A 26,873-nucleotide genomic window follows, 5' to 3' on the forward strand; every position below is an offset into this window, starting at 1 on the left:
GCTCAGTGTGTTGCCATTGCGTGTCGCATACTTTTCTGACACCCATGCCCTGTTCAAGGCAAAGGCAAAGAGCAGCCTGTCAGAACCTGCCGGAGTCCTGTTTCAACATGTCCATAAACGCCCGCACCTTGGCGCTCAGCAAACGGCGCGAACTATAAAGCGCCCAGATTTCCACGGGCGAGCCCGCCTCCGCACCCCAACAAACGAGCCGCCCCGCCCGCACATCCTGTTCGACCAGCAAGCGAGGCAGGAGCGCCGCGCCCACGCCCTGAAGCACCGCCTCGCGCACCATCAACAGCGATGACATTCGCAGCACCGGCATCGGTTTGATGACCCTCACACCACCGCCTTCCTCCTGCATGTTCCAGAGCACGCCGGACGGCGCCGCTATCGACATGACCGCCGGCACCTGCAATTCGTCTGCTTCGCTTGCAGGCATCGGCGGGATCGACATGCTCGGCGAAGCGACTACGAGACGCTCGTCACCGAGAATGCGCCGCCCTACGAGTTGTTCGTCATGCGGTGGATCGATACGGATCACCAGGTCGTAGCCGTCCTCTACCGGATCCGCGACGCGGTCTTCCGCAATGATTTCGAGTTCGACTTGCGGATAGGCCAGCGCAAAGCGTGCAGCGATCTGGCACAGCGCGACATGCGCGAAAACGACGGGCGCGCTGATGCGTAACCGCCCGCGCGGCACGGGCGCACGCGATGCGACCGCTTCACCTGCCTCCTGAATCTCCGTCATGAGCCCCCGCGTGCGCTCATGGAGTGCAAGCCCTTCCTCGGTCAGACGCAGCCGGCGTGCGCCCCGCTCGATCAGCCGCACACCGAGGTCTTCCTCCAACTCGGCCACGCGCCGCGACAGGGTGGCCTTGGGACGGTCGAGCGCACGACTGGCCGGCCCGAAGCCGCCGTGCAGCGCGACGGCATTGAAATCTGCCAGCGACGTCAAATCCATGATCGTTCCATATACGAGACGAGACGTCTCGATTCTGGCACTTTCGCCTTCCAAATGGAACGCATATTGTTCGTCTCACGGACTAACCCAGTCCATCCAACCCCAGGAGAAAATCATGGCAATCCTCGTAACGGGCAGCACGGGCGTGATCGGCACGCAGGTTCTCGACCATCTGAACGGCAGCGGCGCCGACGTGCGGGCGCTGACCCGCTCGCCGGACAAAGCTCAATTTCCCGATGGCGTCACCGCGGTCAAAGGCGACCTGGCCGATATCGACGCCGTACGGCGCGCAATGAACGGAGTCAGCACGCTGTTCCTGCTGGCCCCCAACGCCGCGGACGAACTGACACAGGCATTGCAGACTCTGAGCGTCGCGCGGGAAGCCGGCGTGAAAGGCATTGTTTATCTGTCGGTTTTCAAGGGCGCGGAGTATGTCGATGTCCCTCACTTCACCGGCAAGCACACGGTCGAGCGCATGATCGAGCACTGCGACCTGCCGGCGACGGTGCTGCGCCCCGCCTACTTCATCCAGAACGACGTCAGGCAGAAAGACTCGCTGCTGACGCACGGCGTCTACGGCATGCCGATTGGCGGCAAGGGCATTTCCATGGTCGATGTTCGCGATATCGGCGAAGCCGCGGCACGCGAACTCCTGCGTCGCGAGCGCGCCGCCCACCCGCTGCCGCGTGAAACGTATGAACTCGTGGGACCTGACGCGCTGACGTCGGACACGATCGCTGCGATATGGGCCGAGGCGCTGGGACGTCCGGTTCGCTACGGCGGCAACGATCTCGACACGCTCGAACAGCGTCTCAAGGCGGTCGCGCCGGGCTGGCTCGCCTACGACATGCGCCTGATGATGTGCCGGTATCAGCAGGACGGCGCAGTCGCATCGAAAGCGGAGGTCGATCGCCTGACTACGCTGCTCGGGCGGCAGCCGCGGTCCTACCGGGATTTTGCGGCAGCGACTGCCGCTGCATGGGCGAAGGGCTGATTGAGAAGGCAAGCCCCGCGTTCAAGATCCAAGGGCGGATTTGATCGCACGGGCCGCCGCGTCCAATGCTTCGGCAGTGGCAAGTGGCGCGCGAGGGATGGCGTTGCCTGCCGCGGCGCTCGTCGGGCGTGCGGCCTGGTCCGGATATGAGGAGAACTTGACGATCGTGATGCCGGCTTTCGGATTCACGAGAATCGACTGGCCAAATCGTCCGCCGGCCGCGAATGACCGGTCACCGTCGTTCACCTGGTACCAGTAGTCATGATACGAATACCCGGGATGCCCCGCGGCAAGATTGCCCTTCGCGAATGCGCCAGCGTTGTCAGTGGGTCTTAAGGCAAGACGAATCGACGAAACCGGGAAGAGCGTCGAAGCGCCAGCCGCCCCCTTGCGCATCAATTCGCCGAAGCGAGCGGCGTCGCGTAACGTCGTATTGAAGCCGCCGCTTGCCATTTCCGTCCCTGTGCGATCCACGACGACATCACCGTCATCTTCAGCAACCTTTTGCCAAATCGAACGCGATACCATCCCGCTCCACGATAAGCCGGTAATGCGCCGGAGCGCCCAGGCGACCGCTTCCGGCGAGCCATTCTGGTAGTACCACATCGCACCCGCGGTCGCATTCGGCGTTGGGTGCGTCACCTTAAGAAATTCGTAGATGCTGTCCGGTGCATCGCTGCGCCGGGGGATGAATCCTACCGCGCCAAAGAGGCCAAGATCCGGTGGTAGATCCGCCGGATAACTGACTGGCACTTCCATGTCGAGGTTCTGCTGCACGGTGGCGTCCCCAAATGGGGTGCCCGCCAATTCAGATACGTACGTGGACAGTTTCGCTTCCGGGTTGAGCTTCCCCTCGTCGATCAATTGCGTGGCAATCAGTCCCGTCGCCGATTTGGTCATGGAGGCCCACGCGTGAGTCTGATGCGGCGTGTAGGAATTGAAATAGCCTTCGTAGACGATCTTTCCATCGTGAATGACGATGAAACCATCGGTATAGGTTCGCCGCAGATAATCGCTGAGACTCAACGTCGTTCCATCCACGGTGAACAGCACTTTGTCGGGATCGAGCGTGGACGCTACCGGCAAAGGCATCGGCACACGCGCATGCTCGACATTGGCCGTCGGCATCATCATGCGCGTGTTGCGCAGCGCCCAGCCAAGGTTGGGAAAGCGCAGGGAGTTCGCCTTCGTTACCAGCTTGTCCGTCGGCGGAGGAAAACCTTGCATGACGCCGAGTTCAACGGGATCCGCGACGGGCGCGGCCATTTGCGCATGCGCGGCTGTCGGCAATACTGTGCCGATGAGCACGGCGGACACGGCAACGCGCAAGCGAATTGTCGATGCCGCCGAAAGTGTCCTGAGGTTCATACGTTTTCTCTTGGTGAACGGTCTTGCAGGTTCATCGTTATCGTTGCCGCCTTCGCAGCAGCAACAAGGCTCGACGCAGCACGATACGAGGTTTCTCAAAGCCATTAGAGCGAGGGCCCGGCAACGCGGACGAAATTCTCCACCGTCTTGACGCCGTCGACTTGCTTTGCGGCATCAGCAGCCAACGAGACTTGCTCGTTGTCGGTTACCGAGCCGTTTAGCGTGACATGCCCGTCGCGAACCTTGACGAGAATGCGGGCCGGGTTCAGTCCACGGGTCCTTTCGAGCGCGGTAGCAACGCGATGGGCAAGCTTCCTGTCCGCTGCTTTCGACGCCTTCGTGGTGGTTACGGTAGAGGCGCTGGAGAACGACGTCCCTTCTGCCGGGGCAGGCGTGGACTGCGCCATTGCATGGCCAGCGAATGCGAGAAGCGTCGCGGCAAACAGGGTATGCAGGCTTACGTGTGGGTTAATCATGCCGTTCCTTCGGTCAAGGTGAACACATAGGGAATACAAGCGGAATACAAACGCTCATCACGTCGCCCCGAATGCCTAAAAGCGGGTCATCAGGCCGACTGAAACGCCGGTCAATCCGTGGCCGCCAGGATTGAGACCAAGGGCTGTGATGTTCGCAGGGTCATAGCGATAGGCGCCCGAGAAGCCATTGCGATCCACCTCCGCATACAACTCGGTCTGCTTGGAAAGGAAATATTCGGCGATCGCAAAGGACGTGATCTTATGGCCGCTGGCAGACTGAACGTTGCCGAGATCGCTGGCGATGTCGTCGATGAAAGCCGCCGTGACCTGGAATGACGGCGTGACCACCCACACCAGGCCACCGCCCGGAATCTTGTCACGGCGCCTGGGCGCGCTGGGTGTCGTCCCGGTGACCGTGAGGTCGGCATAGTTCAGATAAAGGCGCGCCGGCCCAATCTGCAGCGTACCACCGGTCTGGAACGTTTGCGCCCACTGCATCGTGGTTGCGCTCCAGGTCTTCTGATAGGACACACCACTGAGCGCGGGTCCCCATTGATACATGGCAGCGCCCGAGAAGTTGGTACCGGCGTGCGAGTCACCGGCCACGCCGCCTGGCGAATAGCTGGCGCCGAAGCGCAATCCACCGAGCTGACCGAGATACTTGATGGTGTTGTTGAAGCGAGAATCGAGTGTGAAATAGTTCGCGCTGTACACCACGCCGGGTTCGATTGCGATGGACTGCCCTCGCCCACCCGCAGGGTCGATGAGAATGCCAAAGTCTTCGTTGGCGTTGAGTTGCCGGCCCAATGTCAGGCGCCCGAAATCGCCGGTCAAACCGACAAATGCCGCCTGAGAAAACAGCGTACTCGAGGTCTTTAGCGCGCCGGTGCCACTATTGAATGCGCCCTCGAGTTTGAAGATTGCCTTGAGACCGCCGCCCAGGTCCTCTTTGCCGCTGAACCCAAACTGATTGCCGGCGATGATATTGTTGTTGAAACCGACTGCGCTTCCGCCCTTGGCACCGTTCGTCCATCGGACACCTCCGCCAATGTCTCCGTACAGCGTGACGCTCGATTGCGCGTAGGCCGCACCGGAAAGCACGCTCATGAGCGTCGCATACAAGACCTTCTTCATACGTCTCCTTGGTTTTTCTATCTATATTTATATGGATAACTAATTAAACATAAAACTACCGCGTATCCAGAGATACGCGGCGAGAAACAGTCTTGCTGGTGCCGTCAGCCCCGTTCGACCAGGTTGAGTTCCCCCGGCGCACGTGTTGTGCCGCGGGCCAGGCGGCGTTGTGAGCGCTGCGGGTCGAGACAGAAAGCGCAGAGCACGCCACATCCGAGCAGCACCACACCGCTCGCGACGCTCGCCTGTTCGAACCCGACGGCGGTCGAGCGCCCCGCGCCTTCGATCAACAAGCCGGTCACGATGGGCGCGGCGAGTCCGGCGAGTGAAGAAAAGCCGTTGCTTAACGCGAGAATGCCGCCCCGCTGTGAATCAGGCGTCACTTCGCCGAGCATGGCCGGTCCAATCGAGTACGTCACGAGCGTCATGCCGCTGCCGAGTGTCAGCAAGATGAACCGAAGCATTGGCGGGAGACCCGGCCACGCCAGTGAGGCAAGCAGCGCACCCGCCACGATGAGCGTTACCGTCAGGAAGCCGCCGCGCCCAGCCCGCGACGGCATGCCGCGCGCCAGCAGTCGCTGGGACAGCCAGGCCAGGCCCAGACTCAGCGGCGCGGTAATCGCCACGAACAACGCGAACATTCTGCCCGCCGTCTGCGGTGCGTAGCCCATCCCAAGCTGCAGCCAGGTCGGCGTCCAGGTGAGCGTCATCGCGAGAATCCAGTTCGCTGCGAAATGCCCCGCGAAAATGCCCAGGACCGTTCGGTCCGTCAGCAGCAGCACATACGGAACCCGCGCGGTGTGGCCCGGTCGCGCCGGACTCGACAGTTTCCCCTCGGCGCCGAACACGAGCCACGCGACGCACCAGAGGCCGCCAAGCGCGGACAGCACCAGAAAATTGGCTCGCCAACCCCAATGGGCGGTAATAGCCGGAATCGTGAGACCTGCCACCAGCAGGCCGAGCGCGCTGCCTTGGTGAAGTACCGCGACAGGCAGGTTGCGCTTTGCGTCGGGAAACCACTTGTAGAGCGCATGCACGGCAACCGGCGACGCGGGCCCCTCTCCCGCGCCGAGCAGGACGCGGCACGCGATCACGCTCCAGATCGAGCCAGCAACGAGCATCGGCAATTGCAGCGCGGTCCAGGTGCCGGCCATCAGCAGCAACAGCCATTTTGTCGACGCGCGATTCGCCGCTAGGCCGCCGAGCACTGCGGAGATCGAGAACAGCCAGTTGAGGCTGCCACCGATCAGCCCGAACTGCGTGGGCGACAGATGAAGCTCACGCATCATCGGTACGGAGACGAGGCCGAGCACGACCTTGTCCAGAAAGTTCACGAGCATCATCAAGGCCAGCATGATCGCGATGGACCACGCCCGCCAGGGCCGATAGCGGCTTTGTTCAGTTGCCATTCGGTTAGTCTCCATGATTGTCGGAACGTCTTTGCGTCCCTGGTATTGCGTTGCCTCAGCCGTCGTGCTGACCGAGCAGCGGGACGGTGTCGTCTGCGTCGGGCAGACCTGCGGAGAACTTCACGGGAAAGCGCATCGCCATGGATCCGTCGTGAGCGAATTCGCGGACCATGCCGCGTGCGTGCACGTGCGGATCGAGAAACAGCTCGTGTGCGTCAAGCAGCGGCGAAACCGGTAGATCGAAACGCCCTAGCGTTTCAAGCCATTCGGCAAGCGCGCGTTCCGAGAACATGTGCGCGAGCAGCGCGTTGACCTCGCGCTTGAACTGCTGCCTGCCAGGGCGCGACGAGAACCGATCGTCCATCAGCGCGGGGTAGTCGGCGCCGAGTGCTTCGCGCAAGGTCAGCCAGAACTTGTTTTCCAGAATGCCGAGCGCGAGGTAACGTCCGTCCTGGGTTTCGAAAATGTCGTTCTCGGGCATGACCGTCGGCGATGCCAGAGGATCCTCCACATAGTCGCGCGACGTCCATGCGGCGGGCGCCGTCCACGCCATCACGCAGTCGTGGATCGACACGTCGAGATGCTGGCCACAGCCGTTCTGGCGTGCGCTGAGAACCGCCACGGCCAGCGCTAGTGCGGCATGACTCGACGCGGCATAGTCCGCGAGGCGAACCCGTGGACGCGCGACGCGGTCGTTGACTTGAACCGGTATCGACCAGAATCCACCGAGCGCCAGATAGTTGAGATCGTGGCCGGGCAACGCCGAATACGGCCCTGTCTGCCCGAACCCGGATATCGAGCACATGACGATGCGCGGGTTCACCTCCGCGAGCGCGGCGTAGTCAAGCCCGAGCCGCTGCATGACACCTGGCCGGAAGCCTTCCACGACCGCATCCGCGTCCCGTATCAGATCGAGAAACGTTGCCTTGCCCGCGGCACTCTTCAGATCGAGCGCGACAGAGCGCTTGCCGCGGTTGAGTTGCGCGAACACCGCGCTTCCAACCGCGCTTCCAAGTTGTCGCACCGGATCGCCCGTGCGCGGCGGTTCGACCTTGACGACGTCCGCACCCAATTGCATCAGCAGTGACGTGGCGTGCGGCCCGGGCAACAACTGACTCAGATCGACAATCTTGACGCCGTTCAGGCATGACCAGTCCGGTTTCATCCGCATGGCTTCCTCGCAAAAGATGCGACGTGTGTCAGCGTACTGTGCTGGCCTGTCATGCCGCTGTGCCGGCAGGATCGAGAATCACGCGGGCGATCGTATTGCGCTGGATTTCGCTCGTGCCGGTGAAGACTCGAAACATGCGCAGTTTGCGGAACGTCTGCTCGATCGGATGATGGCGCGTCACCCCGACGTTGCCGTGAATCTGCACGGCCTTGTCCGCGATTTCAAAGCAGCGTTCCGACACAAACAGCTTGCAGGCTGCCGCCTTCATGCGCAGATCGGCACCTGCATCGGCGAGCGCGGCCGTCTGCGCGATCATGCTTTCGCATGCCCACAGCGCCGCAGCCATATCGGCGAGCATGTGCTGGATCGCCTGAAACCGTGCGATCGGACCGCCGAACTGCCGGCGTGTGCGCGCGTAATCGAGCGACGCTTCATACGCAGCGGTGGCGAGGCCGAGCATCGTCGGACAGTGCAATAGCCGGTTGACGTTGATGCGCGACATGCCGAGCTTGAACCCGTTGCCCGCGCCGCCGAACACGTTCGCGCGCGGCACGCGGACGTCGACAAAGCGAATGTCCGCATCGATGTGCTGCCCCGACATCGGCACGTATTGCTGTTCCACCGTCACACCCGGCAGATCGAGATCGATGAGCACCGCCGTGATGGCGGGCGGCGTGGTCGATGCATCCGTCACGCACATGACGATGGCAAAGTCGGCGAACGGTGCGCCGCTGATGTAATGCTTGACGCCGTTGATCACCAGTTCGTCGCCATCCACGACCGCCGTGGTGGAAATGCTCTGCGCATCCGAACCTGAGTGCGGTTCGGTCAGCGCGAAGCAGGTCGACTTCTCGCCGCGAATCACCGGTTCGAAATAGCGTGCAAGCTGATCCGCGCTCGCATACTTGAGCATGTTGCCGACACGCGGTGGACCACCCAGGTCGCCGAGCACATGCGGCGCGAGCGCGGAACCGGACGCGGCGAGGTCCGCCTTGAGCGCGCACTGTTCGAGAATCGAGAGCCCCTTACCGCCCAGTGCGACGGGCAGGCATGCAGCGTAGAAACCGAGTGCGGCAGAGCGGCGCCATACGCGGCGCAGCGTCTCGCGCGGCCAGACGTCTTCGCTGCCGAGACCAAGTTCCTGCTCCATCGGCCGCAGTTCTTCTGCGACGAAGCGTCGAATGCCCGCGCGGGTTTCGACGAACGCCGGACTATTCAGATAATCGAACATAACCTTCCTCTTCAATTGACTCGACGCGAGACGCCCTGCCAGTACTGCTCGCGAACCAGCTTGCGGGCGATCTTTCCGCTCGCGTTCTTGGGCAGATCGGCAACGAAGTTCACGGTACGGGGGAGCTTGTAGTCAGCGAGCCGCGCGCGGCAATGGGTGATGATCTCGTCCGCAACCGTGTTGCGTCCGCTCTTCAGCACGACGACAGCCTTGACGCTTTCGCCCCACTTCTCATCGGGAACGCCGATCACGCACGCTTCCATGACATCGGGATGCTGATAAAGCGAAGCCTCGACTTCAGCCGGATAGACGTTGAAGCCGCCGGAAATGATCATGTCTTTCTGACGGTCGACGAGGTAGATGTACCCTTCCTCGTCGACGCGCGCGAGATCGCCGGTCCGCAGCCAGCCGTCGACGAGCACTTCACGCGTGAGTTCCGGCGCGCCCCAGTAGCCATGAAACACGTCGGCGCCGCGAATGACGATTTCGCCGAGCGCATCTCCGCTGACCTCGCGGCCGTGTTCGTCGACCACGAGCACTTCAGTCTCGCCCGTGGGCCGGCCGCACGACGCGAGCCGCTCGGGGCGATGGGCAATCGCGTCAGCATGATCGGCGATGGAAAGACGCGTGACGCCCGAGGTCGATTCGCTCGCGCCGTATCCTTGCGAGAGCACCGGACCGATACGCGTCCACGCTTCCTGAATGCGCGCCGGCGCCATCGGCGCGGCACCGTAGCCGAGCATCTTCAGGCTCGTCAGATTGGCCGTATCCAGCGAGGGATCGTTGAGCAGCATGTTGATCATCGCGGGCACCATGAACACGTGCGTGATCTTCAGCCGCTCGACTTCCCGCAGAAAGTCCGCGGGCTCGAACGTGTCGAATAGGACGAGCGTGGCGCCCGAATACAGGTACGGCTGCATCAACATGCCGGACGCGTGCGTGACCGGACCGATCAGCGCGAGCCGGTCGCCGGGTTTCGCCGGACAATCCATGCCCAGCAAGATCTTGCGCAGCGACGCGAGACGGTTGCCGTAGGTCTGCATGGCGGCCTTGATCTTGCCGGTCGAGCCCGAAGAGAAGTGCAGCACGGCGAGATCGTCGGACGACAACGCGACATCGGGCAGATGGGGGCTGGCGCTCGAAATCAGTGTTTCGTAATCGGCGTAGCCGGTCGCAGGCGTGCCGAGCGAAATGAACGACTCGACCGAGCCAAACCCAGGCGAGGCACGATCGTAAGCCGTGAATCCGTCGCCTGCGATCATGACGCGCGGCGCGCAATTCTCGACGACATCAGCCGCTTCGTGCGCCGTGAAGCGCGGATTCAGCGCGGCCTTGACGAGCCCAGCCTTGTACAGCGCACATTCGATTTCCACCAGCCCCGTGCAGTTGCGGGCCTGAACCGCAACCCGGTCGCCTTTCGCAAGGCCGAGCCCGAGGAGCGCATTCGCCAGCAAGGTCGAGCGTTCGTCAAGCTGACGGTACGTCAGCTCGCGGTCGCGATGAATGACCGCAACGTTGTCGCCCCAATGACGCGCGGCGCGGCGCAGAAAGTAAGCAAAGCCCAATCGGTGTCTCCTTTATCAATGCTGGCGTTAGTCTGTAAGATGCACGCCATCACCACAATGCGGCATTGGCTATAAAGCCATAGCCAACAGGAATGCCCATGGAGACCCGGGATCTGGATTACCTGCTTGCGGTAGAGGAGCACGGCGGCATCGGTAAGGCCGCGGAGGCGCTGGGCATGAGCCAGCCGGCGCTCACCAAAGCCATCCAGCGTGTCGAGGCGCAGACCGGCCTCGCGTTGTTCCAGCGCACGGCGAACGGGGTCGCGCCCACTCAGGCGGGTTCGCTATTCCTCGCGCGTGCACGGCGGATTGCACTGGAATACGAGGACACGCTGAAGGAAATGCACGCGATCCGCAGCGGAGAACAGGGCGTGCTGAGTCTTGGCTATTCTCCGACCGTGCCGGCTGCGCTCGTTCTGGGCGCCTGTCGCCAGTTGCTGAAGGAGCGCCCTGCTGCGCGCCTGCGACTGCGGCGCCGTCTGGCGCGCGATCTAGTCGATTTACTCGTGGCGGGTGAACTCGACCTGATCCTGGCGCCCGAGCCGACACCGGATGCGAACGGACTGTCGTTCGTCGAACTCTTTCGCGATAGCCTGTCCGTGCTCGCCGATGAGTCGCATCCGCTGCACCTCAAGCGCAATCTGCGGCTGGCCGACCTGGCGGATCAGGAATGGCTGCTACCGGGGCCGACCATCCCCCTTCGTCAGCAAGTGGACGCGGCCTTCGCGAGACTTGGTCTCGACGCACCAAAGCTGCGCGTAGAAACCGATTTCGGCAGCACCTCGCTGCTGCATCTGCTACGCGGCACGGCGATGCTCTGCGTCGCGGGCACGGAATCGTTTGACGCGCTCGAGGGATTGCGCGCGCTCAACCTCGACACCAACGAGCTCGACTTGCGCCGGCACATCGGCGTGGTGTTTCGAAAGGAGGCTTATCTTTCCCCGCTCGCACAGCGCGCGATGGCGCTGCTGCAGGAATGGACGAGCTGAATGAAGGCGCGAGGACCGGCCTCAACGCCCGTCGCAGAAAACGGCTGTGAGAAAAAATGGAATCACTTCATGAACCACAGCACTGCTGCCTGCCTTGCGTACGCTCGCCTCAACGGATACGGCAGAGCCGGTCACTACCACACCGTACGTTGAAGACTTAACCGGCTGGCCGCTGCCTTGTATGAAGAGGGGATCGTTTTGCTCATACCCGAAGACGCTATACACATGAAAACCGAATGCCGTCAGGTTGCTGCCGCTGGTGGGTCTAAATGCGTTGACTGAATTAGCTTCAATGCGCATTGGTTTTGAATCAATCGACTGCTGATCCAGAAGCGGAGCAATGAAATCATGCGGGCTCGACTGGCAGTCCAGTTGTGGATCGAGCGCATTCGCATTGCACACGGCTGGAAGGAATCCCACGCCCAGCGACGTAAGCGAAGTCAGCATGCGGAGAACGGACATTTTCATCGTCGTAGCGCGATCGTTCTGCTGGCTTGCGCGAAAAATTCGAGGAGATGCATCAGCAGATCGTTGAGCCCCCAGAATCGTATGACTAAACCGGCGAGTCTGTACGGTGACGCTCAGATCGGCCCAGACAGCCCGCGCATGGCCAATGACACGCGCGACTATCGTGGTCGCGAACGGGGAGAAGCTGCGGAATGACGAGGCGTTGCCGGTCCCAACCTGGTGGAGGGCCCGGCAACGAACGATGACGTCAGGAAAGATGATGCACTTCCTGCAGACCATAAACCGGCGTCGCAATGCCCTCCATGCGCGCCTTCAGTTGCAGAGATAGATACTGGGAGTAGTGGCGTGACTGATGCAGGTTACCGCCATGGAACCACAAGGCCGGCTGCTGCGTCGGCTTCCACATGTTCCGTTGCTCGCCTTCCCAGGGCCCCGGGTCTTTCGTCGTATTCGAACCCAGCCCCCACACCTTGCCCACTTTATCCGCCACTTCACGCGAGATGAGATCGGCGGCCCAGCCGTTCATTGATCCGTAGCCGGTTGCATAGACGACGAGATCCGCCTCGAGCTCGGTGCCGTCGCTCAGCAAGACCGAATGCTCTTTGAGTTCGGCCACATCCACGCCGCTCTTCAGCTTGATCTTGCCGTCCGCGACCAGGTCGGCTGCACCGACATCAATGTAGTAACCCGACCCGCGCCGCAGATATTTCATGAAGAGACCCGAGTCGTCATCCCCGAAGTCGAGCATGAAACCCCGCTTTTCCAGACGGCCGTAGAACGCTGCGTCGCGCTCTCTGATCGCATCGAATACGGGCTTCTGAAACGTGTGCAGGATCTTGTACGGGATCGACGCAAACGTCAGGTCCGCTTTGGACGTCGTCATGCCTGACGCCACCGCGCGCTCGGAGTACAGATCGCCGAGCGCGAGCTCCATCAGCGAATCCGACTTGACGATATGCGTGGACGAACGCTGAACCATCGTGACGTCGACGCCCGCTTCCCACAGCGCCGCGCAGATATCATGCGACGAGTTGTTCGCGCCGATCACCACCACCTTCTTACCCTTGTACGCGTCGGGCCCCGGATGTTTCGACGAATGATGCTGCTCGCCCTTGAACACATCCATGCCTTTAAATGAGGGGGTATTCGGCTTACCCGACATGCCCGTAGCCAGCACAAGCTGCTTTGGCCGCAGCGTCAGCGTCTCACCGTCGCGCTCAACCTCGACCACCCATTCAGCCTTCGCCTCGTCGTATTTCGCGGACTTGCAAATCGTCGATCCCCAATAGTTCAACTCCATGACTTTGGTGTACATCTCAAGCCAGTCACCAATCTTGTCTTTGGGTGTAAACACCGGCCAGTTATCCGGGAACGGCAAATAGGGCATATGGTCGTACCAGACCGGGTCATGCAGACACAGTGACTTGTAGCGGTTACGCCACTGGTCTCCAGGACGGGGATTTTTATCGACGATGATCGTCGGCACACCCAGTTGGCGCAGACGCGCGCCGAGTCCAATCCCACCCTGCCCTCCACCCACGATCAAACAGTAGGGTTGCTCCGCGCGACCCAGCGCTTGCGCTTCGGCTTCGCGACGTTCCTTCCAGCTCGTTCGATCCATGCGTGCGCCATGTTCCGCGCCCATCGGGCGCCGGTTGCCTTTGGGTTCCTCATGGCCTTTCAGTTCACCCATGGTGGTCAGCAGGGTCCAGATCAGGCCATCCTTCACGCGGATAAAACCGCTGCCGCGGGCGACATCCGTTTCGAACGTGATCCATGCTTGTGCTATGCCACCGGCTTCGCTCGGCACTTCATTCTCGGCAACCTTCAGTCTGGCCGGCTTGATGGCGTCGAGCTGTGCGTCGAGCATGGCGCCGATCTGGTCCCGGCCCTCCATGGTTTTGATATTCCAGGTGAAAGCGACCAGATCGCGCCAGTAGCACTCCGGTTGAAACAACGCCACGGCCGCCACAGTATCACGGCGCTTCAGCGCTGACTCCAGGGACTCCAGAACATGTGTAATAGTCTCGCTTGCATTATTTTCAGGCATGGTTGCTCCTCCATTCGATACGGATTAATGAAACGTCGAAGTAATGCGCGGGTTCTTTGCCCGCTGGATAACCGTGGACCGCTATCGCCGGTGAGGCGGGACAATGCCGAACTTCGCGATCCGTCTGTAAAGCGTCGCGCGCGAGATGCCCAAGGTTTTGGCAGTCTCGTCCGGATGCCATTTCGCCTCCGTCAGGGCGGCGACGATGCGGTCACGCTCAAGGGCGTCGATGTCGGTGAGCGTGGGTTGCGCCTCGCGGGCGGGATCGCGGGGCTTCGGCGCCATTTGCCGCGGCGCGCGAATAACGGGTGGACGAACACGCGCATAAAGCGGCGAGCCGTTGCCCACAAATTTCATTGAGACCATGTCGCGCCCGGGCCTGACGTCCAGAAGACGTTCGGCGCGAACATCGAATAGCTCGGAGACAGGCCGGGGCAGCCGGTCAAGACCCGGCACACATTCTTTGGCCCGGCGATTTGCCGCGACCGCATTACCGCGCGCATCGAAGGCGATCAGAATCTCCGGCTGGGCTTCCACGTAGTGGCGATTCCGGTGCGCCAGTAAAACCCAGCAATGCGTGGTCGCGTTGAGAAAAAAACTGTCCTCGATCAACAGCGCGCTATGGCGCACGATATGGTTGATTAGACGCTGGCTTTCGCGTTCATCGGGCGAGCGAATCGCCGATGCATCCAGTACGCCGATCAGTTCGCCTTCCAGCCCGAAGATGGGCGAAGCGCTGCAGGTCAGGGTCGTAAAGGCGGCACGGAAATGATCGGTCTTGTGAACCGTGATCGGTTGGGCGTCGAGCAGCACCGCCGCGACACCGCAGGTTCCCTCTTCCTGCTCCGACCAGCAGGAGCCTAAATAAAGTCCCGCTCGTTTGAAGTCGTGGCGCCGATCCCGGTCAACGCGATAGTCGATCGTCACGCCCTGCGCGTCGGTGAGCATGACGCAGTAGTCCGCTTCGCGCACCGTCTCATGCAGACGCGACAGACACTCTCCTGACGCCCGTAGAACCGATTCTTCCCGGTGTTGTACGTCGCGTAATTCCGGCGTGGTCAGAATGCGCGGCCCCGTCGTCAGGCCAGGATCGAGATGATATTGCTCGAGCGAGCGCCAATACGACGAAGCCAGTCGCGTAGCGTCACCGCCGCGATCAGGCATCCGGCCTTCGATCAACCTGCGGATCCGGTCGATGTGTCTCACTTGCGGAACATAGGGCATGCATGTCTCCGGTCGGCTCGGCGCGTGTCGCTAAGTGACGCGCTCAGGATGACTTTTAGCATGCAGGTTCCGCGGAAGCACATTGCAGTGCAGCATCGGACCGGATGAGACGTTTGTCTCAGCTTGTTTCGATATGCGCTTCTATTGCCGCAGTTTTCTGCAGTCGCCTTGCATCAAGGCTTACCGGCGTTCGTACGAGTCGCCGGTTAGTCCGTCCCTTTGCATGGACTAACGCTGCGTGTCATACAACCGGTCCGGAATAAAAAACGCGGTTACACCACTTAGAAAGAACACGCCGCCGACCACGAGAAATCCAATGCCGATGGAGAACTGGGTGGCAATGTAGCCGATAAGGATGGGCGCCGCGCCCGAGCAAAAGCGGCCGATGTTATAGGAGCCGCCCACGGCTGTCCCGCGGACAGCCGTAGCGAAACTCTCGGACATGAAGGTGCCGATCGTTCCCAGCGGCACACCATACAAAAACCCGAAGACAAGCATCAGGTACGCAATGTTGTCGCGCGTATGCCAGAAAATGATCACCGGCAGAAAGAGCGCGGCGCCCACACAGCCAAGCACATAAACACCACGCCGGCTCCAGCGGTCACCCAGCCATCCCGCAAAGATCTTGCCGATGAAGGCAACCACATAAGCGCCAATCATGTACCCGGCCATTGCACCGAATTTGATGTGCAGTTCTTTTTCCAGGTAAGTCGGCAACCAGTTGTTCAGACCGTAAAATCCGGACAGTGCGAATAACGAGGCTAAGGTCCACAGAATAAATAAGGTTCGCGACTGCCGATTACTGAAAATCTGATAGTAGCGGTTGGTGCGATGCCCGCGTTCGCCCTTGCGGTTGGCTGCGCGGCTCGCCTGCCATGCTGCCGGCTCCGGCACGGCAAACTTGATCGCCAGCGCCAGCAGTACAGGAAGTGCCGACACGTAGTAGAGCGTACGCCAGCCGTAGTGCGGCAAAATCCAGTTGCTGAGCGAGATGACAACGATATAGCCCGCGGAAATGCCGGTTTGCAACACGCCAAGAATCAGTGAGCGCCGCTCCGTGGGTACGTATTCGGCAACCAGCGTGGAGACCAGCACCATGCAACCGATGCCCAACGAACCGATAAACCGCACGACCGCAAACTCCAGAAAACTGTGGGTCAGTCCCAGCAATCCCGCTCCCAGCGAAAAGAGCGCCAATGCCCAGACCACGACCCGCACCCGCCCCAGGCGATCACTGGCCCAGCCGCCGAGAATGCCGCCAATGGCCATGCCAGCCAGGGTCAAGCTGCCCAACGCCCCCGCTTCGACATTGCTCAAACCGAATTCGTCCTTGATTCGCGTGAGCGTCAGGCCGTACATCATCACGTCCGCGCCATCGGCCAGTAATGCAAGGTAGCCCAGGACGAAGACAAGCACCCAGGTGTTTTGGGATTCAGCGGATCGGGTCAAGCTTGTTCTTGTCTGCATTTGATCGTAGTGACGTCAGAGACGCGCGACGCTATCGGCGTGCATCATGTTGCACTGAATTAGCGCGGGCGCAAGGAAGGCGCCAATCAGCACGCCCATTTCCTCGTGCCTGCCCGTGTACCACCCTTCCTTGTGTGTCATGTTCATCGTGCCGACGCATACCCCGTCGTATGCGACCGGAATGTTCAGTATCGATCCGAGTCCCATGCCGGTCATCACCGCGTGGTCGTCGAACGCCTCCCGGATGCCTTGCGTCGTCTCCGCGCGAAATGGCTTGAGATCCTGCAATACCTGGTTCGCCCACGCGGTGCCACGTTTTCGCTTACGGCCTCCTATTGGGTACACGTCCGGCATGTTGGTATAAACGCGCTCGACCTCCTCGCGTTGCGCGTCATAAGACATGATCGTGAAAAGGCTGAGACCTATCGCGCTCGCAGCCAACGCGTGAACCGCACGGAAAATCTCCATGGGTTGGTTTCTCAGCCGCATGACTATTGCTAGTCGTTCGAGGTCTGAAATATCCAGCGTTTGCACGACTGGCGAGACTGGATCGATCGGAATGCCTGGCATGATCTGTCTGTGTAGTTGAGAAATCACGCACACTCAGCCGCGCAATTCGGTCGAGCTGAGCGGGACGTGCAAATCCTGGGGCTGGCCGGCGCCACCCTCCTCGATATCTTCGAGCGACCGGTTGCGGGTCTCGATACCCAGGAAGAACACGACACAGGCGCCCACTAGCAAGACCGTGGTGGTCATCGCGAACACGCCCAGAAATCCGAGCACCGGATAGACAAGGCCAACCAGAATGGGCGCGCTCACGGAGCCGATTCGGCCGAAAGATGAGGACGATCCAGTGCCGGTCGCTCGCACAGCGGTCGGAAAAACTTCAGGGGTGTACGCATACACGCCTGCAAACGCGCCATTCATGAAGAACGACAGGAAAATGCCTGCAGCCATGATCTGCAAACCGGTATGGGAAAACGCCAGCGTGATCGCCGCAATTCCGCCCAACAGCATGTAAGACGCCACCACGCCCTTTCGACCAAGCCGTTCATTGAGCCATGCTGCCGAGAAATAGCCAGGAATCTGCGCCCCGTAAATCGCGATCGAATAACCAAAGCTTTTCGTCATGGTGAGTCCCTCCTTGAGGAGCAGGCTCGGAATCCAGGAGAAAAACGAGTAATACGCGAACGCGACCGAGAACCACATCAGCCAGCTCACTGCGGTCGTACGCGCCAGTCGCGGCGACCACAGCGTCAGCACATTCTGTAACGCGTTGCCTTTCGCAGGCGCCGATGCAGGCATAGTGCCGAGGGATGCAACGGGTACCAGACTGATACCCTTACCTGCGAACCACGACTCGATTGCGCTCACGATGCTGTCCGCCTCAGCGGCCCGCCCCTGGCTTTCAAGCCAGCGCGGGGATTCGGGCAAAGTTCTTCGCCACCAGAGGAGCATGACGACGGGCAGCGAAGTCGCCACCGCCAGATATCGCCAGCCTTCGGCAAAGTTACGCACGACGGTGAAGCCGAGAATGGACGAACCCAGATAGCCGAACGACATGAAGCCGACCAGTGCGCCGCAAAAGATGCCCCGGTAACGCCGTGGCACGAACTCGGCCAGAAACGGTGCGATCACCACGGTCTCCGCGCCGGATCCGAAACCCGCGACGATACGCAACGCGAAAAAGGTGTGCCAGTCGGTGGCGGTCGCGCTCGCGAGCGACGCACAGCAATAGATTGCAAGCGCGCTCATCATGATGCGACGACGCCCGATCACATCCGCAAGCACACCCGACAAAAAGGCCCCAAAAAAATAGCCGATGTAGGTGCTGCTCGCCACGAGGCCCGTCTCGGCACTCGTCAGGTGCCATAGCTTGCTCACGACGGGGAGCAGGAAAGCAAGCGATGACGAATCGAGTCCGTCAAACATGTACCCCAACCCACCGATCAGCAAGAGCTTGCGATGAAAACCTGATAACGGCAGTCGCTCGAGTCGGGCGGCAATAGCAGACACGGCATGTTCTCCCTGACGGAAATGGATACGATTTCTGGGCCGCGAAACTTATCGCCCGATTGCGTATGCCTGCATTTGACGAGGTGTAGCTGCGCCACGCATCAGACCATTTCTGATCCCGACCGCGCACACGCGGCCCAGCGACCAGGGCTCGGCCACGGTCAGGTCATGTCCACGCGCACGTAATCCGGCAAGCGTATGCTCCGGAAAATTAGACTCGGCGGACATCTTGCCCAGTTGCATCGAACGCGGATAAAACGAGCCGGGGAAATGCGCCGTCTGGAACGATGGCGAATCCACCGCGGCCTGGAAGTTCATGCCGGCATGCACGTGCCGGAGGAACAACTGGATCGACCACTGATCCTGCTGGTCGCCGCCCGGCGTGCCGAATGCCGCATAGGGCCTGCCCTCGCGGGTAACAAGCGTGGGCGAGAGCGTCGTGCGGGGGCGGCGCCCCGGGCCGAGCGAGGACGGCAGTCCGTCCTCCATCCAGAACATCTGCGCGCGCGTGGTCACGTTAAAGCCGAGACCGGGCACGGCCGGCGAGGCCTGCAGCCAGCCGCCCGACGGTGTTGCCGAGACCATGTTGCCCCAGCGATCGACCACGTCGAGATGAACCGTATCGCCCCGTAGTTCAGGCAAAGGGGCAAAGGTCGGTTCGCCCTGGCCGAAGCCGCCGGACTGCTGCCTTCCCGCATTGGCCATAATCAGTGCGGCACGCTGTTCGCTGTCGCCCAGCATGCCGGGGCGGAATTCGAACGACGCATGGCCGGGATCGATCAACCGGCGGCGTTCGTCGTTGTAGGCGTCGCTTAGAAGCACATCCATGGGCACATGCGCAAACGCGGGGTCGCCGTAAAAGACCTCGCGATCGGCGAACGCTAGCTTCGAGCATTCGATTATCGTGTGCACGAAATCGGGTCCCATCGGGTCCATCGCACTGAGATCGAATCCCTTAAGGAGCGCGAGCTGCTGCAGGAACATCGGTCCCTGGCCCCAAGGGCCAGTCTTGTGAACGCGGAAGCCCTCATAGTCGTATGAAACCGCATCTTCATAGGACGGCTCCCAACGCGCGAGATCATCCGCGTTGAGCAGACCATGATTGCGCTGACCGGACGTATCGAGAACAGCAGTTGACCGGAAGTAGTGGTCAATAGCTTCGGCCACGAATCCGCGATAAAAAACCTTGCGGGCGACTTCGCACTGCTCCGCACGATCACTGCGGGTATTCGCCTCCTCGAGGATGCGCCTGTACGACTGCGCAATCGCCGGATTGGCGAACAGTTGGTTCGGCATCGGTGCGTCACCGTTGCGCAGCCATTGCTCAGCCGAAGTGGGCCATTCAGTCTGGAAGAAATCCTTGATTGCCAGGATCGACGACGTCATGCGTGGGAGAACCGGATAGCCGTTCTCCGCATAACCGATTGCGTAGCTCAGGACGTCCTCGAGCGGCAGTTGGCCATAGTCGCGCAGCATGACCATCCAGGCGCCAAATGCGCCTGGCACTACGGCAGGCAGCAACCCCGTACCGGGAACGACTTCGAGACCCAACTCACGCATGCGCGCTATCGTCATTCCCGCCGGCGTCACGCCCTGCCCGCACAGAACGCGAACACGTTCTTCGCGCGCACTGTAGAACACAACCGGCAGCTCGCCGCCCGGACCATTCAGATGCGGCTCAACGATCTGCAGGACAAAGCCGGCAGCGGCTGCCGCATCGAACGCATTGCCCCCCTTCTCCAGAATGGCCATCGCTGATGCGCTCGCCAGCCAGTGCGTGGAGGCCACCATGCCGAACGTGCCAATCAGCTCCGGGCGGGTTGTAAACGACATGTGTGACTCCTTTTGCGATGACCAACGATTGGTTGTTTGTGAACCAATCACTATTGGTACGAATCTGATAAGCTAAGAGATTACGGCGAACGTTGTCCGGTTGCACCAAGCGTTAACCCGAAATCACGCACACAATAGCAGATCAAAAAAATCGGCGGATCTCACCCCAGTTGGTTTGACTATGGTAAATTTTGAACCAATGAATATTGGTTCGCGCAAAGGACAATGGAAAATTCGATACTGGACAGGCTGCTGGACTATATTGCCGACCATCAACTCAAGGACGGCGATGCACTGCCTCCTGAACGAAAGCTCGCTGAAGCCCTCAATGTCAGCCGGAGGGAACTGCGTACGTCGCTTGCTTCGCTGGAGGCATCAGGGCGTGTATGGCGCGGCGTCGGTCGCGGCACCTATCTGGGTGCGAGACCGTTGAAGTTCGCCCCGACGCTGCGCGGACTTCGGGCGGGCGCCAGTCCGGCAGACATCGCAGAAATGCGCCTGTTGTTCGAGCCGGCACTCGCACAGCTAGCCGCGACGAAAGCCAGTCGGGACGATTTGCTGGAACTTGAAAAATGCGCGCGGAAAAACGCCGCAGCAAAAAATGATGACGAGTGGCAACAATGGGATCATCGATTCCATTTGCTGATCGGACAGGCCACACGCAATCCCGCGCTCATCTCCTTGATGGAGGTGATCAACGGGATGCGCGTCAAACCCGACGTACGCGAGAAGACGTCAGCGCAGGAAACACGCAGCTATTTCGCCGAGCAGCACCAGGAGATCGTCAGTGCCATGAAGGCGCGTGATGGCGAAGCCGCGGCTCGATGTATGCGCGAGCACCTGCTCAGCGTTCAGTGGCGCGCGTCCGCCAAAGGCGACGAAGCGGCCCTTCGCCACGACTGAGGGGCCTGCACGCCTGTCTTCGATACCGATTGATCAGGTGACCCGACCTGAACCCACGTTTCTCTCATCACGCCCCGTCGACCGCTCTTCCGTCCGGTCATGGGAAATGAAGCGGCTCACAAACTGTTCAAAGACCTGAATCGGAAGCGGCTTGCAAAAGAGGAAACCTTGATAGGCATGACATCCGGCTACTGCAAGAAAATCTCTTTGCGCTTCAGTTTCGACGCCCTCGGCGATGACACCCAGGTTAAAACTTCGGGCTAGCGCCACGATGGTTCTCGCGATGTCGGCGTCGTTGGGGTCGACCAGAATGTCGCGCACGAACGACCGGTCAATCTTTAACTGGTCCAACGGCAATCGTTTCAGGTAAGCCAGCGAAGAGTATCCCGTCCCGAAGTCATCCAGTGAGAAAGTCACCCCTTGCGCTCGCAGGGTGCTCATCTTTTCGATAATGTCCTGCACGTTATCAACAAGCACACTCTCGGTCAGCTCGAGCTTCAGCCGGTCCGCCCTCGCCCCAGTCCGCTTGATGACCGCGAGCACACCATCTACGAAGTCAGGTTCGCGAAATTGCCGGGCGCTGACGTTCACAGCGATAGACATATGCGCCATCGATGGCCGCGCTGCCCACAGGGCCAGTTGAGTGCAGGCGGACGCCAATACGGTGCGCCCCATCTCGAGAATCAGCCCCGACTCCTCGGCGAGCGGAATAAACTCACCCGGGGGTATCAGGCCGCGCTCAGGATGCTCCCAGCGCGCCAGCGCTTCCGCACCGGTGATGTAATCGCCATCAACAACCTGCGCCTGATAGTGAAGAACAATCCGGTTCTGCTCAATGGCGTGGCGCAATCCCACCTCCAGTTCGGCGCGTCTCAGCACGGCCGTCTGCATCGCAGGGTCGAAGAAGCACATGACATTGCGGCCACGTTCCTTCGATTTATACATGGCGAGATCGGCCTGCTTGAACAGCTCGTCGGTGGAGGTCTGCTCGCCATTGAACACGGTGACGCCGATGCTGGCGGTACTCCGAAACTGAACGCCATTGAGCTCGTAGGCGCGCCCCAGCACGGCGAGAATGCGTTCCCCCACCGCCTCGGTTTCCACTGTCGCCGCCGCCTTGTCCAGACTCAGATTGCCCAGCACCACAACGAACTCGTCACCGCCGACCCGAGCGACCGTGTCTCCCTCATTGACACTGCTCGACAGGCGATTCGCAACCTGCCGCAGGAGCAAATCGCCTTTGTCATGCCCAAGCGTATCGTTCAGCGTTTTGAAGTGGTCGAGGTCGATGAACATCAAGGCGCCGCAGACCCGGTCCATCTGACTGGCCACCATTGACTGCCTCAGGCGATCCAGAAGAAGCGCGCGATTGGGCAGGCGGGTCAACGTATCGTAGAAGGCCAGTTCGCGGATTTTCTCCTCCGACTTCTTACGCTCGGTAATATCGCGGCCGCTTGTCCGAAAACCAATGAAGTCTCCCCGCTGATTGCTGATCGGAACCCAGGAGATCGACAACCAGAGCAGCGATCCATCCTTGCGCACGCAACGAAACTCGAGATCGTCGCCGCGGGAGCCCTGAAGCCCCTTTTTAAATTCCGGCGCAACGCGCGAAAAATCCTCCGGATGGATGAGCGTGCGGGCGAAGTCGGGCATCGCCATACATTCCGCTACCGTGTAGCCCGTGTAGTAGTCAACCGACGGATTGATCCAGCGTGGTTTGCCGTCCGGTCCCCACCAGATCTCCAGGTTCACCGTGCAGTCGGCAATGGCGCGAAATTTCTCTTCGTTTTCGCGCAACTCCCGCGTCATCGCCGAGGCGAGTCGCATGGCACGTTCCCGCCCTGTCATCATGAGCCAGGTCAGAAGCGCCAGCAGCAGACTCAACCCCGTGCCGGCGCCGGCAATTGTCGCCTCCGCATTGCGTCCCAACCGGGATCGAAACGCGTCGGAGGCGCTCATCGTGAGCATCCAGTCGTGCCCGTCCACCACCAGGTATTCGTTTGCGGAGATGAGCGCAGGCGCACGCCGGTTGTTTGCATCAGAAGTGCGATGCAGCAGCGCGGCCTCCAATGGCTCGACGCCATCGTAAATGGCCAGCGAGACGCCGGGTGGCTGTTCGCCGTAAAGACTGGCCATCACATCGTGCATACGGAACGACGCATAGACCCAGCCAATAATGTTCGCCCGACGCTGCACCAGGTTGTCCTGCGCCTGGCCATAAGCGTAGATCGGCAGGTACATGATGAACCCTGGCCGAGGGTCGGCTTCCGCGCCGATCGCAAGGCGCACCTTTCCTGAGAGGGCCGCCATGCCGGAGTCGCGGGCCTTCTCCATCGCAGAGCGCCGCACCGGTTCGCTCCAGGCGTCAAGGCCTGGCGAACTGCGTGCAAGGCCAATAAAGGGCTCGCGCTGAATGATCGGGGCATAATCCTGGCGCAGCCCGTCGGGATGAATCGTGTAGTCCGGAATGCCACTCTGGCGCATGCCCGCTAGATGGGCCGCTTTACGCGCCGCGGGCACCCATTCGATCACACCGACGGCGTGGACCCCGGAAAAGTTCGCGTCAAGATTCAGCGCGCTCACATAGCGCCGGAACCTGTCGCGGTCGATCGTTCCGTTCGCGGCAAACAGGCTCTGCACGCCTCGCAACATCAGCTCGTAGGTCGCGATGCGCTGTTCGACGCGGCCTACCGCATCACTCATGGTGTAATTGAACTGGGTGCGCAGCTCGTTGCGCGTCGCTTGCCGTTCGTGATTCCAGACTATCCAGGTCACGCAGAGCGATGCGGATAAAACCAGCAACGGCAACAGGACAGTGCGTACCCGGATCACGGCGACGCCTTGAAGTTGACCATGGAATCGGCCAGATCCGGCCTGAAGTACTTTTCGAAGATACGGCGCACCGTTCCGTCAGCACGCATTTCATCGACCAACGCCTGCCACTTCTCCCGTTCGGCGGCCGGGAGCGCTTTCTTCGACATGATCAGACCGTGCGGCACCGATGGATCGTTGAACTCAACGATCGTCGTCACGTCGCGTATCTTTTTCTCGTCCAGCGCGGGGTAATCGAAGGGCTCGATAATCATGCCCTGGATCTGCCGGAGAATGAGTGCCTGGTAGAGCGGCTCGAGCCCGCCCGCCAGGCTTACCCGGTTTTCCGACGTCAGTCTGTCGACCAGTTCGTTGGCCGTTGCGCTGTAGCGAAAACTGCGGATCACGCCGAGCTGGGCGTGTTGATCGTGTTCGAAATCCGCGACGTTATGGATGCCGGCATCTTTGCGCACGAGCAGATAGTATTTATTGCTGAAGTACCACGCAAACGAAGCGTATTGATTGCGTTCGTCATTCGCAATGCCAGAAAGACTAAAGTCGAGCCCGCCCGACTCGATCAGTTTCCAGATCCGTGCGCGTGACATCAGACTGACCTTGATCTGGCAACCGCTACGCCGGATCAACTCCTCTGCAAAGTCTTTGTCGATACCGCTATCGGTGTCGAGCGAATAGAGCAGGCCGTGGTCGTGCAATCCGAGCGTAAACGGCCGGGAACAATCCGGTCCGCCTGCGAATGCACGACTGACAAAACACGCTGCAAACAACACCCCGCCAAGCCAGTTTCGAATCACAACGCCTCCGTAGCGGAACGACGCCCAGTTAAATTCTTATCCGTGATCACAACGCGACGGTAGGTTCAGTCAGGCTTATCTACAAGCACCCGATTTTTATCACAGATTTCGGGACGTTTTACTGACTCAATGCGTCTTCGATCGGCGGCGAGCGTTCCAGATTTTCTTCCACAAAACCTCTATACGCATTATCGACACGACCCGGTCGTTCTTGAGGGCTCCCCTGACGACTTCTTGCCGTGAAAACAACTACCAATAAGGGAAAACCCGTATAATCAGGATCGAGATGTCAGACAACCATAAGACATAATGGTCGTCGAGACCGGAGCCGCGTCCTGCCGCGCAGCGCCTACCTTGAAAAGCCCCTTTCTCCCCGCCCCGTGAATCCGACTGCGACTGCCCTGCCTTTCCGAAACGCCCTGCTAGCCATGCTCGGCATCGGCCTCGTCAACATGCTGGTCGCCCTCGACCAGACCGTCGTCAGCACCGCCTTGCCTTCCATCGTCGCCGAACTGCATGGCTTCGAGTACTACGCATGGATTGCCAGCGCGTACTTGCTGGCGTCAGTGGTGACCGTTCCCGTGTTCGGCCGTCTCGGCGACTATTTCGGCCGCAAGCGCTTCGTGATCGCCGCGGTCATCACGTTTACCGTGGCGTCGGTGCTCTGTGGCGTCGCGAACGACATGCTGTTCCTCGTAATCGCGCGCGGTTTGCAAGGGGTCGGCGGCGGGATGATGGTGGGCACGGCGTTCGCATCGATCCCAGACCTCTTCCCCGATCCGCGCGCACGGGTGCGCTGGCAAGTGGTCATGGCGGCCGCGTACGGGATCGGCACCGCGGCGGGGCCGTCGCTGGGTGGCTGGATGAGCGAGCATTGGGGTTGGCGCTCCACCTTCCTGATCAACCTGCCGGTCGGCGCCGCGGCGCTCTATTTCATCTGGGCGCATCTGCCCAACTTCCGGCGTCCGCACGAAGGCGAGGTCAAGATCGACTGGCTCGGCGCAGCGCTGGTCGCCGCCGTGTTGGGCGGCCTGCAGGCTTTCATCGAAGCAGTGCCGAAAGACGGTTTGACAGCCGGCAACCTGGCGCTGGCGGCCTTCGTGATCGTGGGCGCCATCGCCTTGCTGGTGTGCGAGAAACGCGCCACGCATCCGATCATTCCGCTCGACCTATTCAGGGATCCGCAACTCGTCACGCTGTTCATACTCGGATTCCTGTCCGGCTTCGTGATGTTCTCGCTGATCTTCTTCGCGCCGCTGCTGTTGCAAGGCGGCTTCGGATTGTCGCCGCAACAGGCCGGTCTGCTCGCTACGCCGATTGCCGCCTGCATCGCACTCGGCAGCCTGCTGAATACGCGCATCGTCATTCATATGAAGAAACCCACGCGAATTCTGTCGATCGGTTTCGCGCTGCTGCTGTTCGCCTCGATCGCGCTGGCGTTTGCCAATCCGGAAACACCGCATATATGGATCGAATTGCCGATGGCGGCCGTCGGCACCGGTCTGGGTTTCATCCTGAACAATCTGAATGTGTTCGGCCAGGAGATTGCCGGGCGTGAACGCTTCGGCATCACGACGGCACTGCTGCAGTCCACGCGGATGGTGGGTGGGATGCTGGGCACGAGCATTGTGGCAACCGTCGTGCAACATCACTACCGCGACGTGGTCACGCGCACGATGAGCGTGCTCGGCGAGCCGGCCGTATCGCAATGGCAGTCGCGCTTCGTCGATCTGCGCATCCTGATCGACGAAGCGTTGCGCCTGAAACTGATTGCGGATATGAAGCCGTCAGGACTCAATGCGCTGGCACTGATCGACACGGCACGCGATGCACTGGTGCAGTCGATTCATATCGGCGTGTGGCTGACGGCGGTGGCGGCACTTGCGGCCGCGTTGCTCGTGCAGCGCATCTCGCACGTTGTGTTTCGCCGGAGTTGAGGGAGGCAGAACCGCGATAGTTTATCGCGGTAGTTGATCGCAGCAGGCTTGCGG

The 26,873-nt window shown here is 60.8% G+C and carries 21 protein-coding genes; 4 read left to right on the forward strand and 17 right to left on the reverse strand.

What is annotated here, in order from left to right; genetic code table 11:
• Positions 1-79: 79 nt before the first annotated feature.
• The gene (locus GNZ12_RS09385) at positions 80-961 is read right to left on the reverse strand and encodes a LysR family transcriptional regulator (RefSeq protein WP_172310076.1); all 882 of its coding nucleotides are present in this window, start codon (positions 959-961) and stop codon (positions 80-82) included.
• A gap of 115 nt (positions 962-1,076) precedes the next feature.
• Between GNZ12_RS09385 and GNZ12_RS09390 the strand changes: the two genes are divergently transcribed.
• Positions 1,077-1,955 (forward strand): NmrA/HSCARG family protein, encoded by an 879-nt coding sequence (locus GNZ12_RS09390; protein ID WP_172310077.1) that lies wholly within the window; start codon positions 1,077-1,079, stop codon positions 1,953-1,955.
• 21 nt (positions 1,956-1,976) lie between these two features.
• Here the strand turns inward: GNZ12_RS09390 and GNZ12_RS09395 are convergent, their stop codons facing one another.
• The 7 genes from GNZ12_RS09395 to GNZ12_RS09425 all read right to left on the reverse strand — a co-directional run bounded on the left by GNZ12_RS09395 (position 1,977) and on the right by GNZ12_RS09425 (position 10,309).
• Positions 1,977-3,323, reverse strand: coding sequence for a serine hydrolase domain-containing protein (locus GNZ12_RS09395; RefSeq protein ID WP_172310078.1), 1,347 nt, complete (start codon positions 3,321-3,323; stop codon positions 1,977-1,979).
• 104 nt (positions 3,324-3,427) lie between these two features.
• Positions 3,428-3,799 (reverse strand): BON domain-containing protein, encoded by a 372-nt coding sequence (locus GNZ12_RS09400; RefSeq protein ID WP_172310079.1) that lies wholly within the window; start codon positions 3,797-3,799, stop codon positions 3,428-3,430.
• A 75-nt stretch (positions 3,800-3,874) separates the two neighbouring features.
• On the reverse strand, positions 3,875-4,933 hold the full coding sequence (locus tag GNZ12_RS09405; RefSeq protein WP_172310080.1) for a porin: 1,059 nt from the start codon (positions 4,931-4,933) through the stop codon (positions 3,875-3,877).
• A 104-nt stretch (positions 4,934-5,037) separates the two neighbouring features.
• On the reverse strand, positions 5,038-6,342 hold the full coding sequence (locus tag GNZ12_RS09410) for an MFS transporter (protein WP_172310081.1): 1,305 nt from the start codon (positions 6,340-6,342) through the stop codon (positions 5,038-5,040).
• A gap of 55 nt (positions 6,343-6,397) precedes the next feature.
• Positions 6,398-7,507: a CaiB/BaiF CoA transferase family protein gene (locus GNZ12_RS09415; protein ID WP_172310082.1), complete on the reverse strand. Its 1,110-nt coding sequence runs from the start codon at positions 7,505-7,507 to the stop codon at positions 6,398-6,400.
• Between the two features lie 55 nt (positions 7,508-7,562).
• Entirely contained in the window at positions 7,563-8,744 is a 1,182-nt protein-coding gene (locus tag GNZ12_RS09420; RefSeq protein ID WP_172310083.1) for an acyl-CoA dehydrogenase family protein, read from the reverse strand.
• An 11-nt stretch (positions 8,745-8,755) separates the two neighbouring features.
• Positions 8,756-10,309, reverse strand: a complete 1,554-nt coding sequence (locus GNZ12_RS09425; protein ID WP_172310084.1) for an AMP-binding protein — start codon at positions 10,307-10,309, stop codon at positions 8,756-8,758.
• A gap of 98 nt (positions 10,310-10,407) precedes the next feature.
• Here GNZ12_RS09425 and GNZ12_RS09430 point away from each other — a divergent pair, with 98 nt between their 5' ends.
• Positions 10,408-11,298, forward strand: a complete 891-nt coding sequence (locus tag GNZ12_RS09430; protein WP_172310085.1) for a LysR family transcriptional regulator — start codon at positions 10,408-10,410, stop codon at positions 11,296-11,298.
• A gap of 21 nt (positions 11,299-11,319) precedes the next feature.
• Here GNZ12_RS09430 and GNZ12_RS09435 read toward each other — a convergent pair whose 3' ends face one another.
• From GNZ12_RS09435 to GNZ12_RS09465, 7 genes are all read right to left on the reverse strand, one after another.
• Positions 11,320-11,766 (reverse strand): hypothetical protein, encoded by a 447-nt coding sequence (locus GNZ12_RS09435; RefSeq protein ID WP_172310086.1) that lies wholly within the window; start codon positions 11,764-11,766, stop codon positions 11,320-11,322.
• A 247-nt stretch (positions 11,767-12,013) separates the two neighbouring features.
• On the reverse strand, positions 12,014-13,816 hold the full coding sequence (locus GNZ12_RS09440) for an NAD(P)/FAD-dependent oxidoreductase (RefSeq protein ID WP_172310087.1): 1,803 nt from the start codon (positions 13,814-13,816) through the stop codon (positions 12,014-12,016).
• Positions 13,817-13,897: 81 nt separating this feature from the next.
• A complete protein-coding gene (locus GNZ12_RS09445) occupies positions 13,898-15,040 on the reverse strand; it encodes a sigma-54-dependent Fis family transcriptional regulator (protein ID WP_172310088.1) in 1,143 nt (380 codons plus the stop codon).
• Positions 15,041-15,268: 228 nt separating this feature from the next.
• Positions 15,269-16,507: an MFS transporter gene (locus GNZ12_RS09450; protein ID WP_172310089.1), complete on the reverse strand. Its 1,239-nt coding sequence runs from the start codon at positions 16,505-16,507 to the stop codon at positions 15,269-15,271.
• A gap of 15 nt (positions 16,508-16,522) precedes the next feature.
• Complete coding sequence (locus tag GNZ12_RS09455; protein WP_172310090.1) at positions 16,523-17,077, reverse strand: GAF domain-containing protein; 555 nt, start codon at positions 17,075-17,077, stop codon at positions 16,523-16,525.
• Between the two features lie 33 nt (positions 17,078-17,110).
• The gene (locus tag GNZ12_RS09460; RefSeq protein ID WP_172310091.1) at positions 17,111-18,523 is read right to left on the reverse strand and encodes an MFS transporter; all 1,413 of its coding nucleotides are present in this window, start codon (positions 18,521-18,523) and stop codon (positions 17,111-17,113) included.
• A 48-nt stretch (positions 18,524-18,571) separates the two neighbouring features.
• The gene (locus GNZ12_RS09465; RefSeq protein WP_172310092.1) at positions 18,572-20,356 is read right to left on the reverse strand and encodes a gamma-glutamyltransferase family protein; all 1,785 of its coding nucleotides are present in this window, start codon (positions 20,354-20,356) and stop codon (positions 18,572-18,574) included.
• A gap of 225 nt (positions 20,357-20,581) precedes the next feature.
• Between GNZ12_RS09465 and GNZ12_RS09470 the strand changes: the two genes are divergently transcribed.
• Positions 20,582-21,259 carry a FadR/GntR family transcriptional regulator gene (locus GNZ12_RS09470; RefSeq protein WP_172310093.1) on the forward strand — a complete coding sequence of 226 codons (678 nt, stop codon included), beginning with the start codon at positions 20,582-20,584 and terminating at the stop codon, positions 21,257-21,259.
• Between the two features lie 33 nt (positions 21,260-21,292).
• Here the strand turns inward: GNZ12_RS09470 and GNZ12_RS09475 are convergent, their stop codons facing one another.
• Both GNZ12_RS09475 and GNZ12_RS09480 read right to left on the reverse strand, forming a co-directional pair.
• Positions 21,293-24,091 (reverse strand): bifunctional diguanylate cyclase/phosphodiesterase, encoded by a 2,799-nt coding sequence (locus GNZ12_RS09475; RefSeq protein ID WP_172310094.1) that lies wholly within the window; start codon positions 24,089-24,091, stop codon positions 21,293-21,295.
• A complete protein-coding gene (locus GNZ12_RS09480) occupies positions 24,088-24,882 on the reverse strand; it encodes a substrate-binding periplasmic protein (protein WP_172310095.1) in 795 nt (264 codons plus the stop codon). Before GNZ12_RS09480 ends, GNZ12_RS09475 begins: the two co-directional genes overlap by 4 nt.
• 428 nt (positions 24,883-25,310) lie before the next feature.
• Here GNZ12_RS09480 and GNZ12_RS09485 point away from each other — a divergent pair, with 428 nt between their 5' ends.
• Positions 25,311-26,819 (forward strand): MFS transporter, encoded by a 1,509-nt coding sequence (locus tag GNZ12_RS09485; protein ID WP_172310096.1) that lies wholly within the window; start codon positions 25,311-25,313, stop codon positions 26,817-26,819.
• The last annotated feature ends 54 nt before the right edge of the window (positions 26,820-26,873 follow it).

This window comes from Paraburkholderia solitsugae (genome assembly GCF_013177695.1).
GTDB lineage: Bacteria > Pseudomonadota > Gammaproteobacteria > Burkholderiales > Burkholderiaceae > Paraburkholderia > Paraburkholderia solitsugae.